Source organism: Enhydrobacter sp. (genome assembly GCF_030246845.1).
GTDB lineage: Bacteria > Pseudomonadota > Alphaproteobacteria > Reyranellales > Reyranellaceae > Reyranella.
In genome coordinates this window covers 3,943,188-3,955,635 of the sequence record NZ_CP126889.1, presented here as the reverse complement: position 1 = coordinate 3,955,635, position 12,448 = coordinate 3,943,188, and the positions used below count along the sequence as shown (strand labels likewise).

Below are 12,448 nucleotides of genomic sequence, written 5' to 3'. Positions count from 1 at the left end.
CCTACCTCTTGAACAGCGACGCGGCCGCCGAGGCGTGGCTTTGCTTGGCCTTGATCTTGGCCTCGACCCGCTCGATCTCGGCCTTCAGGACGGCGACGTACTCCTTGAGGTCCTCGACGTTCATCTCGTCGAGGTTCAACGGCTTCGTCTTCTTCTGGCGGGGATCGAGATCGTCGAGATCGAAGGCCATGGCGCGACTCCACGGAAGCGGCTAAGGAGACCTACCATCGCTCCCACCGATCCGAAAGGCTGCCCATGAGCGCACTTCCCGCCACGATGATGTGTGTCGAGATCAGGACTCCGGGCGGGCCGGAAGCGCTGGTGCCCGCCGAGCGCCCGGTGCCGCGCCCGGGGCCCGGCGAGCTCCTGATCAAGGTGGCGGCGAGTGGCGTCAATCGGCCCGACCTGGCGCAGCGCGCGGGCACCTACCCGCCCCCGCCTGGCGCGTCCGATCTGCCCGGACTCGAGGCGGCCGGCACTGTTGCGGCGATGGGCGACGGCGTGAGCGGCTGGAACGTGGGCGATGAAGTGTGCGCCCTGACCCCGGGCGGGGCCTATGCCGAATACTGCGTCGCGCCCGCGCCGCAATGCCTGCCACCTCCGAAGGGCTTCGATATGCTGCACGCGGCGGCGCTGCCCGAGAACTATTTCACCGTCTGGCACAACCTCTTCGAGCGCGGCCAGCTCGAGCGCGGCGAGTCGGTGCTGATCCACGGCGGCGCGAGCGGCATCGGCACGACTGCGATCCAGCTCGCCAAGGCGTTCGGTGCGACGGTCTTCACCACCGTGCGCAACGCCGAGAAGGCCGAGGCCGTGCGCAAGCTGGGAGCCGATCACGCCGTGATCTACAAGGACAGCGACTGGGCCGCGGAGGTGAAGAAGCTGTCGAGTGGCGGGGTCGATGTCGTGCTCGATATGGTGGCGGGCGACTATCTGCCCAAGAACCTTCAGCTCCTGAGGCAGGACGGGCGCTGTGTCGTGATCGCCCTGCAGGGCGGGGCCATGGCCACGATCAGCGCCGGTGCCGTGATGGTAAATCGCCTGACCCTCACCGGCTCGACGCTCCGGCCGCAAAGCATCGAGAACAAGGGTCGCATGGCCCGTGGCCTCAAGGACAAGGTCTGGCCGCTCCTGGAAAGCGGCAAGGTTCGGCCGATCCTCTACAAGACCTTCCCGCTCAGGGATGCCGCCGCGGCGCACGCCGAGCTCGAGCGCGCCAACCATGTCGGCAAGGTGATGCTGACGGTGTGAGACGGTCGGCGCCGCTCAGTTGTGATGCTCGTTCACATCGAGCGGCGCGATATCGGGCTGCTCGGCTTCGGCGGGGTCGACTGCCTCTGCCCCAGCCGGCGGCTCCAGGGGCGGCAAGCCCGCCTTCTTGCGCGCGGCATCTTCCCGGGCGGCCTTACGGCGCGCCCGGTCGACCGCATCGTTGAGGTCCTTCAGCGAGCACAGACCCAGCGTCACCGGATCGCGCGGCCGGACATTCTGCATGTTCCAGTGCGTGCGATCCCGGACCGACTGCACGGTGCTCTTGGTCGAGCCGACCAATTTCGCGACCTGGCTGTCCTGGAGCTCGGGATGGACCTTGAGCAACCAGGCGATGGCATCGGGCCGGTCCTGGCGCTTGGCGACCGGCGTGTAGCGCGGCCCCTTGGCACGAACGACGGGTTCGGGGACGTCGCGGGCGCTGAGCTTCAACCGGCCAGCAGGATCGGCTTCGCAGCGCTTGATCTCTTCCTTGGTAAGCTGACCGTTGGTGGTCGGATCGAGCCCCGTCATGCCCCCCGCTACCTCGCCGTCGGCGATTGCCTGGATCTCGAGCGGATGCAGACCCGTGAAGGCCGAGATCTGGTCGAATGTCAGGGTCGTGTTCTCGACGAGCCAGACGGCCGTCGCCTTGGGCATCAACACTTGCGGCATGAATTTACACTCCTGCGCCCGGATATAGAGACCCCTTCGGCCCCCGCCAACCCGAAAAGCACCGCCTGCATAAGGAACAAAAGGAAACGGCCGGGAGTTACCCGGCCGTCGCCAAAATCAGTCTCTGGATCCGCTTACTGGATCACGATCACGACGCGGCGGTTCTGCGGCTCGCGCACGCCGTCGGCGGTCGGGACCAGCGGATCGGCCTCGCCCTTGCCGACGACCGAGATCGCCGTCGCCGGTACGCCGTCACGCACCAGGGCGTCCTTGACCGCATTGGCACGGCGCAGCGACAGCGCCATGTTGTAGTTTTCCGGGCCCGACCGGTCGGTGTGGCCGGTCGCGGTGATGCGGGCATTGCCCTTGGTCTTGTAGGCGTCGGCCGCCTGACGGATGGTGTTCAGGGCCTGCTGCGAGAGCGTCGACCGATCCCAGTCGAAGAACACCATGAACGACGGCGCCGCAACCGGCGGCGGGGGCGGCGGCGGAGCGGCCACGGCTGGCGCACCGAACTTGACCTGCAGGCCCAGCATTACGCTGAAGTTGTTGTTGCTGTAGCTGCCATATGCAGTGTTCGGGTTGGTCGTGCCGTAGTAGCGGCCATCGAGGTTGATGCGGAAGTTCTGGTCGACGTTCCAGCCGAGGCCGATGATGCCCTGATAGGCAAACACCGTGTTGCTGAGGGAGGTGGTGTTGCCGAAGAAGTCGAAGCCGTCGACGAAGCCGACACCCGCACCGGCGCCGATATAGGGTGTGATCACCGCGCCCGGCGCAAAGTCATACAGCAGGTTGGCCATGATGCCGAGCTGATTGATATTGCGGCTGGTGTTGGCGAAGCCAAACGGCAGCGGGCCGTTGATGTTCGCCGAATTCTGCCGAAAGACGCCTTCCAACTCGACGCGCGGGCCGACGAAGTCGTAGCCGATCACGCCGCCGGCTGCCCAGCCGGTTTGCGGCGAAATGTTGAACGCGCCGGCGTTGGTGTTGAGCATCCAGTTGAGACCGCCTTCCGCACCGATATAGAAACCGGCGGACGGCGTTTGGGCCTGGGCCATGACCGGCAACGCGACCAGTGCCGCAGCAGCCACAAAAGCCTTTTTCATGAGTTCTTCCCCTCGTTGTAAGCTGACGAGCGTTGGCTGGGTGTGTCCAACTCCGCGTCGAATATACACATCGCTTTTGATGCAGTGCAAGGAGCCGGGCATTTTCGCGTCCAACCTGTGGCTGTCGAGCAACAGTATTGCGCGATGGATTGCGGCCCGGACTTTCCGCAGGTATTGCGCATTCTAGATCATGTGGTGGCGCCGGCTGCTGCTCGGGAGAAGAAGGATATTTTGTAGGGGATTTCGATCCCTCGTCATTCGCAGTTGCGTCTGCAAAATCCTGAGATCTCGCTTCAAGAACCGGCTCCAAATAGAACTTTTCATCGTCAAGTTACCGGCTCCGGCCATGATCGGAACCTTTTGTGTCGCCTGCCATGGTGAGCTGCGGTAAACCGCCGTTCATGACAACGGAAGGACGAGGAACGCCATGGGGCAATACAGCAAGGTCGAGACCGACGGCCGCCTCTTGATCGTCACGATCAACCGCCCGGAGGTCTACAACGCCTGCCACCCGATGGCGAACCAGGAGCTGGTCGAGGCCTTCGACGAGTTCCATGCCAATCCTGATTTGTGGGTCGCCATTATCACCGGCGCCGGCGACAAGGCGTTCTGCGCGGGCAACGATCTGAAATACCACGCCGAGGTGCAGGCCAAGACGGGCAAGCGACCGGTCCATCCGCTCAAGGGCTTCGGCGGCCTCACCAACCGTCATGACCTCGACAAGCCGGTGATCGCAGCCGTGAACGGCGTGGCCATGGGCGGCGGCTTCGAGATCGCGCTCGCTTGCGACATCATCGTCGCCTCGGACAAGGCGACCTTCGCCCTGCCCGAGCCCAGGGTCGGCCTGGCGGCGGGCGCAGGCGGCATGCAGCGCCTCTCCCGCATGATCCCGCTGAAGAAGGCGATGGGCATGATGCTGACCGGCCGCCACGTGTCGGCCAAGGAAGGCTACGAGCTGGGCTTCGTCACCGAGGTGGTGCCGCACGCCGAGCTGATGGCGGCCGCCAGGCGTTGGGCGAACGACATCCTCGCCTGCTCGCCCATGTCGGTGCGCGCCACCAAGCAGGTGGTAATGCGCTCGCTCGACACTCCGGCCATCGAGGTGGCGATGCACAATCTCCACTATCCGGCATTCGTCGCCATGACCAGGAGCGAGGACACGGTGGAAGGCCCGAAGGCGTTCGCCGAAAAGCGCAAGCCCAACTGGAAAGGGCGGTAGGCGGTTCAACCGCCGGCGGTGCCGCGCATACGGATGCCGGCGGCGCCGCGCGCCTTCTGCTCGGCGTTCATCTGTCGGTACTGAGCGTCGCGGCTTTGATCGTGCAGGAACGTGAAGACGCCGAACCGGCGCCCTCGGGTCACCGGAACGACCTCGTGCAGCAGCCCGCATGAAAACACCACGGCGCCGCCGGCAGGAGGTCGATAGAGCTGGCGGCCGAACTCGGGAAAGCGCACCTCGCCGCCGTCATAGTCTTCGGCCGCGTTCAAGTTGATGCTGAGAGCGAACTGGCGGTGCGCCGTATAGCGGGTCGTATTGTCGCGATGGCGCCGGAACCAGCCGCCGGAGCCGGCATCGTAGCACCCCACCCGCGGCATCTCGATCTGCACGATACGGGTCTGGAAGACTTGCAGGATCGCCGGCATCACGCGGCGCACGAGGCAGTCGCGCAGCGGCATGTACAGCTTGGCATCGTCGACCGGGACGTCGATTCGACGCTTGGTATCGGCGTTGGCGGTACTGGCACCGGCGGCCGAAGCGACGCCGTCGCTCAGCTTTTCGCCGCGGCGCCAGTGATCGATCAGCGCATCGCATAACGAGGCCTCGACGACCTTGTCGAGCAGCAGCACCGGTGCCTGCGCCTGCGTAACGGTGGGCGCGCTGGCCTCGAACAACTGTGTCGCCAAGGCCACGATGCCGCCGGGTGTCGGCGCCTGGATCAGCGCCGCCAGCCGGCCGGCGGCGTCGACGACAACCGCACAGGAACCCGTCGCCGCCACAGCCCGGCGGAGCTCGTTCGACGGATCGAGCAGCCACAACGCACCATTGCCCGAAGATGCCGGCGGCGTCGATCCCACGACGTGCAGCTCCGTTTCGAGGTTGGCGAGCGCCGCGGCGAGCTGCTCCGCGGCCGATGCCGCGAGAGGATCGCCAAGCCAATACACATGCACCCGGCCGCCGACCGTCTGGTCCCAGGAATCGAACAGGCTTCCGCCCGCCGCCGGCAGCACGATCCGCGGCATCGGATCGCCGACCGTTATCGTCACTGGACGCTGCGGTGTTGCCATCGAGGAGACCATGCTGAGGGATCGTCGGCGCGTCCACGACGCGCCAGCGAAAATATATCAACAGCCTCGCTCATGAGCGAGGCGGAAGCTCGCTTCCCTACAAGTCAGCTCGCGCGACCGCGCATATTGTCGAAATCCCAGTCGAGGGCGAACCGGTCGCCGGCCGCCCTGACATAAGCGGCGTGCGGCGGCGCGAAGTGTGCGGGCATCAGGAGCGCGCCCTGCTCACTGCAATCGGCGAGCAGGGTATGGCGACTCCGTCGCGCGAGATCGCGGTCCTCACAGAAGCAGCTGTTCCACTGCCAGAGCGGCACCTGCACCGGATTGTGCAAGGCGTCGCCGGCGAAGATCGCGCGCTTGCCGCGCGATTCGAGATCGACCCGTATCTGTCCCGGCGTGTGGCCCGGTGCGGGCTTCAGGGTGAAGCAGCCGCACATGCCATGCTCGCCGGTCACGAACTCCGCTTTCCTGGCCTCGACGATCGGCAGGACCGAATCGTTGTAGGTATTGACCTGATACGCTTCGGTGTCCGGCCTCCTCGCCATCGCCGCCCAATGATCGTGGTCGGCGCGCGACATCACGTACTTCGCGTTCGGGAAGGTCGGCACCCATTTGCCGTTCTCCAGCCGCGTGTTCCAGCCGACATGATCGACGTGCAGGTGCGTGCACATGACGAAGTCGATCTCCTCCGGCTGCACGCCCGCCTCGCGCAGCCGGTCGAGGTACTTCGTGTTCAGCATGTCGAAGCGCGGCATGCCGGGCCGCGGCTTGTGGTTGCCGCTGCAGGCGTCGATCAGGATCGTGTACTTGCCGGTGCGCACCAGCCAGGAGTGGATCGAGGTGACCAGGAGCCCGCTCTCCGGCTGATAGTAGCCGGGCGCGAGCCAGGCTTGCTGGGCCGCGAAGGCCTCCGCCTCGAACTCCGGAAAGAAGTCCTTGGCCGGAAAGCCCGGCCCCATCTGCTCCTCGATGCGCGTGACCCGCACGTCGCCGATCCGACGATCCTGCATTCGTCCCCTCCATCCCGATGAGCAATGTGTATAGCAGATGCGCGCCATCGGCTCTTTCGGACCGAGCTTTCAGCTCGCTCTTGCTCATGAGCGAGCTTAAAGCTCGCGGTTCCAAAAAGAGTCAGAACGCCTCCGCTGGCAGCGCCATGACGGTCGCGGCGCCGGCCTTGATCTGGTGGTTGAGCGACGTCGTCTGCGGCAGCACGCGCGCCATGTAGAAACGGGCGGTCGCGAGCTTGGCTTCGTAGAAGGCCTTGTCGCCGCCATTGGCGAGACCCTTGTGCGCAGCGACCACGATGCGGTTCCACATGAAGGCCATGGCGGTGAGCGCCATCAGGCGCAGCAGATCGGTCGCCGCGGCGCCGGCCTCATCGGGATTCTTCATCGCGTTCTGCATCAGGAAGAGTGCCGCGTCCTGGACACGGCCCAGCGCCTTCTCCAGGGGCTCGACGAACTCCTTCATCCTGTCGTCGCTCTTGTTGGCGGCGATGAAGCCGGAAATCTCGCCGAGCAGCCGCTGCGCCGCCCGGCCGCCTTTCATCGGCAACTTGCGGCCGACCAGGTCGAGCGCCTGGATGCCGTTGGTGCCCTCGTAGAGCTGGGTGATGCGCGCGTCGCGCACGAGCTGCTCGACGCCGTTCTCGCGGATGAAGCCGTGCCCGCCATAGGTCTGCACCGCGAGGTTGGCGCACTCGGACCCCATGTCGGTGAAATAGGCCTTGATGACGGGCGTCAGCATCTGGATCAGGTCGTCCGCCGCCTCGCGCTCCTTCTCGTCGGAATGGCGATGCGCCCGGTCGATCAGCATGCCGACCCAGAGCGCCAGCGCGCGAGCGCCTTCCGTGAACGACTTCTGCGTCATCAGCATGCGCCGCACGTCGGGATGCACGATGATGGGATCGGCTGGTCCCGAGGCGTTCTTCGGGCCGGTGAGCGCGCGGCCCTGCAGGCGGTCGCGCGCATAGGCGACGGCGCTCTGGTAGGCGCATTCGGCGATGCCCAGGCCCTGCATGCCGACGCCGAGCCGCGCGGCGTTCATCATCACGAACATCGCCGGCATGCCCTTGTTCGGCTCGCCGACCAGCCAGCCTTTGGCGCCGTCGAGATTCATGACGCAGGTGGAGGACGCCTTGATGCCCATCTTGTGCTCGATGGCGCCGCAGCGGATGCCGTTGCGCTCGCCCACCTCGCCTTCGGGCGTGGGGACGAACTTCGGCACCAGGAAGAGCGAGATGCCCTTGGTGCCGCCCGGCGCATCCGGCAGCCGCGCCAGCACGAGATGGACGATGTTCTCCGTGAGGTCGTGCTCGCCCGCCGAGATGAAGATCTTGGTGCCGGTGATGGCGTAGCTGCCGTCGGCCTGCGGCTCGGCGCGCGTGCGGATCAGGCCGAGGTCGGTGCCGCATTGGGGCTCGGTGAGGCACATCGTCCCCGACCAGGTGCCGTCGGTGAGCTTTGGCAGGTAAAGCTTCTTCAGCTCTTCGGAGCCGTGCGCGCTGAGCGCCTCGTAGGCGCCGTGGCTCAGGCCCGGATACATGCCGAACGACTGGTTGGCCGCCGTGATCATCTCGGTGATCGCGAAACCCACCGTCGCGGGCAGCCCCTGTCCACCGTAGGCAGGATCGCAGGTCGTTGCCGTCCAGCCGCCCTCTCGGAACTGCTGGTAGGCTTCCTTGAAGCCCTTGGGCGTACGCACCACGCCATTCTCGTAGGTGCAGCCCTCCTCGTCGCCGCTGCGGTTCAGGGGAAACAGCACGTTCTCGCAGAGCTTGGCCGCCTCCTGGAGGATCGCCTGGATGGTGTCGGGCGTGGCATCCTCGTAGCCCGGCAGCGTGGCGAGGCTCGATACGTCCAGCACCTCGTTCAGCACGAACTGGATGTCCTTCAAAGGCGCTTTGTAGACGGCCATGGGGTCCTCCTCAGTCGCTTTCGGGATCGATGCCGCGCTTCCTGAGCTCGGCCGTCACGTGCGCTTCGACGTCCTTGAATTCCTCGATATGGGCATCGAGATCGCGACGACGGCGCTGCAGGTCCTCGATATGCAGCCGGCTGCGGCGCAGGAGCTCGCGCAACTGCTGCACGCCGGTGCGGTCGACCTGGTAGAGATCGAGCAGCTCCTTGATCTCGCCGAGCGAGAAGCCCAGCCGCTTGCCGCGCAGGATCCACGACAGCCGCGTGCGGTCGCCAGCACTATAGAGGCGCGTCAGCCCTTGCCGGCGCGGCTTGATCAGCCCCTCGTCCTCGTAGAAGCGGATGGTGCGCGCCGTGATGCCGAACTCGCGTGCCAGTTCGGCGATGCTATAGATGCGCTGAGGGTCGCGCTGTGTCTGGGAAGCTGCGGGAGCGGCGGCAGGCATAGCGGAAGTGTCTTAGTTAACGTTTACGTAAACGTCAACTACGGTCTACGTAAACGGAAGGGAGTGAAATGGCCATCTACCAGCTCAACGACCGCAAGCCGGTCATCCCGGCCTCCTGCTACATCGCCGAGGAAGCGATCATCATCGGCGACGTCGTTCTGGGCGAGCGGGTGAACATCTGGTTCGGCGCCGTGCTGCGCGGCGACAACGAGCCGATCGTGATCGGCGAGGGCAGCAACGTCCAGGAGAACTGCGTGCTGCACACCGATCCTGGCGCGCCGCTCACCATCGGGAAGAACGTGACAGTCGGCCATCAGGTGATGCTGCACGGCTGCACGATCGGCGACGGCGCGCTGATCGGCATCCAGGCCGTGGTGCTGAACAAGTCGGTGATCGGCAAGGACTGCCTGGTCGGCGCCGGCGCGGTCGTGACCGAGGGCAAGAGCTTCCCCGACCGCTCGGTGATCTTCGGCTCGCCGGCGAAGGTCGTGCGCGAGCTCAACGAGGAGAATGCGCTGCGTCTCAAGATGAGCGCCGAAAGCTACGTCCAGCGCGGCCAGAACTACAAGGCGAACCTGAAGCGAATCGGATGACAAGAGCCCGAGGGAGCGCGCCACTCCAGTGGCGCATGCAAGAGCGCCACTGGAGTGGCGCGCTCCGATGATCGCTGCACTGGACCATCTCGTCCTGCGGGCCTTGTTCCTCGACGGTGCGGTCGGCGCTTATGAGACGCTGTTCGGGCGGAGGGCGACGAACGGCCTGTTCCGACTGGGCAATGTCGGACTCGCGATCGAGGACGAGGCGTCCACCGCTCATCTGTCGGCGATGGTCTTCGCGACCGGGTCGCTCGACGAGGCCGAGCGGCTGCTCGAGCGGCGCGGCGTACCCGGCGTGCGCGGGAACGATCGACTGGTGCTTGCACCGGAAGCGACGCATCAGGTGCCGATTGCCTTGATCCAGCACAAGGAGAGCCACGCGCTTTCGCCGCTTGTAGGCCCTGATGAAGCGGCTTCCATCTCGGCACTGGATCACGTCGTGATCCGCTCGCCCAATCCCGAACGCGCCGTCGCGTTCTACGGCGGGCGGTTGGGGCTCGACCTGAGGCTGGATCGCAGCAATCCGCGGTGGAACGCGCGCCTCCTGTTCTTCCGATGCGGCGATCTGGTCGTCGAGATCGCCCACGACTCGAGCAGGGGGCTGTCCGACGAGCCCGATCAGCTCTGGGGCCTGAGCTGGCGTACGCCGGACATCGCGCGCTGCCATGCGCGTCTCACGAAGGCCGGCGTCGAGCTGTCGGAACCGCGCGAGGGCCGACGGGCGGGCACGCAGGTCTTTACCGTCCACAGCCATACCGCCAACGTGCCGACGATCGTCATCGGCGGCCTCGGACGATGGTAAGGACGGCATGCGTGGCCTTGTTCCGTTCCTTGCCCTCGCGCTCGGCGTGACCGCGTGCGCGCCGGCGACGCGGCCAATCCAACGCTCGGCGCTCGCACCGCTCGGCCCCTGCCCGGCCTCGTCCTGGCATCCCGAGGCGCCGCCGCCGACAGCGAGCGAGAAGACATCCATGGTGCTGCTCGCGGTCGCCGAATGGTTCCGCTTTGGCAGCCAGACCATCGACTTTACGAGGGCCGGCCCGGCGCGCATCGAGCGGCTGGGCTTTCAGGAGGGCGACCCCTTCGCGTCGAAACGGGTGGGCGACTACTGGAAGAGCGTCGGCCGTCCAGACCTCAGCGGTGCCAATCGCCAGGTCCCGTGGTCCGCGGCCTTTGTCTCCTGGGATATCGAAAGTGCGGGCGTCCCGCGCGATCTCTTCTGCCCCAGCGCAAGGCATACGGTCTATGTCGAGCGCATGGCCAACCGCGCCCGGCGGCCCGGCGCCGGCTTCGTCCCGCGGCGGCTCGACGAGCGCAAGCCGCAGGTCGGCGACCTGATCTGCGCCTCGCGCGACGGCGGCGAGACGACCCTCGACAATCTCGACCGCGGCCCCGGCCATTGCGACATCGTCGTCGAGGTAAGGCGCGGACAAGTGCAGGCCATCGGCGGCAATGTGCACGACTCGGTGACTCGCAGCGTCTTTCCACTGGACGAGTCGGGCTTTTTGTCGCCCATATCCGGCCGATCCTTCTTCACCGTGATCGAGAACAGACTGCCCTAGGAACAACGACCATGTCTTGGCCGTACGACTACATCATCATTGGCGCCGGGTCCGCTGGCTGCACGATCGCCAACCGGCTGGCCGAGGATTACTCGCTGCGCATCCTGATCCTCGAAGCCGGGCCGCAGGATACCTCCTTCATGCTCCGGATGCCGGCCGGTTTCGCGAGCCTCGGCGAGAACTCGCCCTACAACTGGCGCTACGAGACGGTGCCGCAGAAGCATTGCGACAACCGCCGCATGTACTGGCCGCGGGGCAAGACGTTGGGCGGATCGTCGTCGATCAACGCCATGCTCTATGTCCGCGGCAATGGCTGGGACTACGACCACTGGCGCCAGCTCGGCAATGCGGGCTGGAGCTACAACGACGTGCTGCCGTTCTTCAAGAAGGCCGAGAACAACGAGCGCGGGGCGGACGATTTCCACGGCGCCGGCGGACCGCTGAACGTCGCCGACCAGGCCGATCCGACGCCGCTCAACGAGGCGTTCCTCAAGGCCTGCGAGCAGGCCGGCCACGCCCGCGTCAAGGACTTCAACGGCGCGAGCCAGGAGGGCGTCGGCTACTATCAGGTGACGCAGAAGGACAAGCAGCGTTGGAGCACCGCGTCGGCCTATCTGCGGCCGGCGGTGGAGCGCAACAAGAACAACGTCCATGTCGTCTCCGGCGCGCTCGTGGAGCGCATCATCCTCGACCAGAACAAGGCGATGGGCGTGCGCTACAGCTACAAGGGCCAGGACGAGGTCGCACGCTGCAGCCGCGAGATCATCCTCGCCGGCGGCGCCGTCAACTCGCCGCAGCTCCTGATGCTGTCGGGCATCGGGCCGGCCGCCCATCTCGAGGCGGTCGGCATCCGTCCGCTGTTCGATATCCCGGGCGTCGGCGGCAATCTGCAGGATCATGTCGACGCGGCGATCCTGCAGTTCTGCAAGACCAGGGACACGTACGACACCGCCAACAAGCTGGTGTCGCTCTACCGCTACTGGAAGCACAAGAAGGGCCCGGGCACATCGCCGATCGCCGAGTCGGGCGGCTTCCTCAGCACGCGCGAGGGCCTGTCGGCGCCGGACATTCAGCTTCACTTTCTTCCGGTGCTGGTGGTCGATCACGGCCGCACCAAGATGAAGCGGAACGGCTACAGCCTGCATGTCTGCACGCTGAGGCCCGAGAGCAAAGGGACGATCCGGCTCGCCAGCAAGGACCCCAAGCAGCATCCGCTAATCGACGCCAATTATCTCGCCGAGCGCAAGGATCTCGACACGCTGATCGAGGGCGTGAAGATAGGGCGCGAGATCTTCGCCCAGTCGGGTCTCGACCCCTATCGAGCGGACGAGTTCCAGCCCGGCGCCTCGGTGAAGAGCGACGCCGAGATCGAGCAGTGGATCCGCGCGAAATGCGAGACGATCTATCACCCGGTCGGCACCTGCAAGATGGGGCCGGACAACGATCCGGCCGCCGTGGTCGATCATCAGTGTCGCGTGCGCGGCATCGAGGGCCTGCGCGTGGTCGACGCCTCGGTGATGCCGACGCTGATCGGCGGCAACACCAACGCCCCAACCATCATGATCGCCGAGCGCGTGGCGAGCTACATGCAGGGGAAAGGGTGATTCT

Annotated in this window: 13 protein-coding genes; 6 read left to right on the top strand and 7 right to left on the bottom strand. The window is 65.9% G+C overall.

The features are described from left to right. Window position 1: 1 nt before the first annotated feature. Window positions 2-190 (bottom strand): DUF1192 domain-containing protein, encoded by a 189-nt coding sequence (locus tag OJF58_RS19755; RefSeq protein WP_300779460.1) that lies wholly within the window; start codon window positions 188-190, stop codon window positions 2-4. 65 nt (window positions 191-255) lie between these two features. On the opposite strand from OJF58_RS19755, the gene OJF58_RS19750 reads away from it, so the two are divergent. Then, the gene (locus tag OJF58_RS19750) at window positions 256-1,251 is read left to right on the top strand and encodes an NAD(P)H-quinone oxidoreductase (protein ID WP_300779459.1); all 996 of its coding nucleotides are present in this window, start codon (window positions 256-258) and stop codon (window positions 1,249-1,251) included. Between the two features lie 15 nt (window positions 1,252-1,266). On the opposite strand, the gene OJF58_RS19745 is transcribed toward OJF58_RS19750, so the two are convergent. Next, window positions 1,267-1,923 (bottom strand): cell cycle transcriptional regulator TrcR, encoded by a 657-nt coding sequence (locus OJF58_RS19745; RefSeq protein ID WP_300779458.1) that lies wholly within the window; start codon window positions 1,921-1,923, stop codon window positions 1,267-1,269. 134 nt (window positions 1,924-2,057) lie between these two features. Then, the gene (locus tag OJF58_RS19740; RefSeq protein ID WP_300779457.1) at window positions 2,058-3,131 is read right to left on the bottom strand and encodes an OmpA family protein; all 1,074 of its coding nucleotides are present in this window, start codon (window positions 3,129-3,131) and stop codon (window positions 2,058-2,060) included. Window positions 3,132-3,456: 325 nt separating this feature from the next. Between OJF58_RS19740 and OJF58_RS19735 the strand changes: the two genes are divergently transcribed. Further along, a complete protein-coding gene (locus tag OJF58_RS19735) occupies window positions 3,457-4,248 on the top strand; it encodes an enoyl-CoA hydratase-related protein (RefSeq protein WP_300779456.1) in 792 nt (263 codons plus the stop codon). Between the two features lie 5 nt (window positions 4,249-4,253). Here the strand turns inward: OJF58_RS19735 and OJF58_RS19730 are convergent, their stop codons facing one another. From OJF58_RS19730 to OJF58_RS19715, 4 genes are all read right to left on the bottom strand, one after another. Further along, window positions 4,254-5,294, bottom strand: a complete 1,041-nt coding sequence (locus OJF58_RS19730; protein ID WP_300779455.1) for a 2OG-Fe(II) oxygenase — start codon at window positions 5,292-5,294, stop codon at window positions 4,254-4,256. 125 nt (window positions 5,295-5,419) lie between these two features. After that, a complete protein-coding gene (locus OJF58_RS19725) occupies window positions 5,420-6,325 on the bottom strand; it encodes an MBL fold metallo-hydrolase (protein WP_300779454.1) in 906 nt (301 codons plus the stop codon). 121 nt (window positions 6,326-6,446) lie between these two features. Continuing rightward, window positions 6,447-8,234 (bottom strand): acyl-CoA dehydrogenase C-terminal domain-containing protein, encoded by a 1,788-nt coding sequence (locus tag OJF58_RS19720; RefSeq protein ID WP_300779453.1) that lies wholly within the window; start codon window positions 8,232-8,234, stop codon window positions 6,447-6,449. A 10-nt stretch (window positions 8,235-8,244) separates the two neighbouring features. Beyond that, the gene (locus OJF58_RS19715; RefSeq protein WP_300779452.1) at window positions 8,245-8,682 is read right to left on the bottom strand and encodes a MerR family DNA-binding transcriptional regulator; all 438 of its coding nucleotides are present in this window, start codon (window positions 8,680-8,682) and stop codon (window positions 8,245-8,247) included. A 68-nt stretch (window positions 8,683-8,750) separates the two neighbouring features. Between OJF58_RS19715 and OJF58_RS19710 the strand changes: the two genes are divergently transcribed. The 4 genes from OJF58_RS19710 (at window position 8,751) to OJF58_RS19695 (ending at window position 12,444) form a co-directional block, all read left to right on the top strand. Then, complete coding sequence (locus tag OJF58_RS19710) at window positions 8,751-9,275, top strand: gamma carbonic anhydrase family protein (RefSeq protein WP_300779451.1); 525 nt, start codon at window positions 8,751-8,753, stop codon at window positions 9,273-9,275. 67 nt (window positions 9,276-9,342) lie between these two features. Then, window positions 9,343-10,080 carry a VOC family protein gene (locus OJF58_RS19705; RefSeq protein ID WP_300779450.1) on the top strand — a complete coding sequence of 246 codons (738 nt, stop codon included), beginning with the start codon at window positions 9,343-9,345 and terminating at the stop codon, window positions 10,078-10,080. Window positions 10,081-10,087: 7 nt separating this feature from the next. After that, complete coding sequence (locus OJF58_RS19700) at window positions 10,088-10,840, top strand: DUF2272 domain-containing protein (RefSeq protein WP_300779449.1); 753 nt, start codon at window positions 10,088-10,090, stop codon at window positions 10,838-10,840. Between the two features lie 11 nt (window positions 10,841-10,851). Continuing rightward, on the top strand, window positions 10,852-12,444 hold the full coding sequence (locus tag OJF58_RS19695; protein ID WP_300779448.1) for a choline dehydrogenase: 1,593 nt from the start codon (window positions 10,852-10,854) through the stop codon (window positions 12,442-12,444). The last annotated feature ends 4 nt before the right edge of the window (window positions 12,445-12,448 follow it).

Coding starts and splice junctions, on each gene's coding strand:
- OJF58_RS19755 (WP_300779460.1), bottom strand. CDS start 190: ATGGCCTTCGATCTCGACGATCTCGATCCCCGCCAGAAGAAGACGAAG.
- OJF58_RS19750 (WP_300779459.1), top strand. CDS start 256: ATGAGCGCACTTCCCGCCACGATGATGTGTGTCGAGATCAGGACTCCG.
- OJF58_RS19745 (WP_300779458.1), bottom strand. CDS start 1,923: ATGCCGCAAGTGTTGATGCCCAAGGCGACGGCCGTCTGGCTCGTCGAG.
- OJF58_RS19740 (WP_300779457.1), bottom strand. CDS start 3,131: ATGCCCGGCTCCTTGCACTGCATCAAAAGCGATGTGTATATTCGACGC.
- OJF58_RS19735 (WP_300779456.1), top strand. CDS start 3,457: ATGGGGCAATACAGCAAGGTCGAGACCGACGGCCGCCTCTTGATCGTC.
- OJF58_RS19725 (WP_300779454.1), bottom strand. CDS start 6,325: ATGCAGGATCGTCGGATCGGCGACGTGCGGGTCACGCGCATCGAGGAG.
- OJF58_RS19720 (WP_300779453.1), bottom strand. CDS start 8,234: ATGGCCGTCTACAAAGCGCCTTTGAAGGACATCCAGTTCGTGCTGAAC.
- OJF58_RS19715 (WP_300779452.1), bottom strand. CDS start 8,682: ATGCCTGCCGCCGCTCCCGCAGCTTCCCAGACACAGCGCGACCCTCAG.
- OJF58_RS19710 (WP_300779451.1), top strand. CDS start 8,751: ATGGCCATCTACCAGCTCAACGACCGCAAGCCGGTCATCCCGGCCTCC.
- OJF58_RS19705 (WP_300779450.1), top strand. CDS start 9,343: ATGATCGCTGCACTGGACCATCTCGTCCTGCGGGCCTTGTTCCTCGAC.
- OJF58_RS19700 (WP_300779449.1), top strand. CDS start 10,088: ATGCGTGGCCTTGTTCCGTTCCTTGCCCTCGCGCTCGGCGTGACCGCG.
- OJF58_RS19695 (WP_300779448.1), top strand. CDS start 10,852: ATGTCTTGGCCGTACGACTACATCATCATTGGCGCCGGGTCCGCTGGC.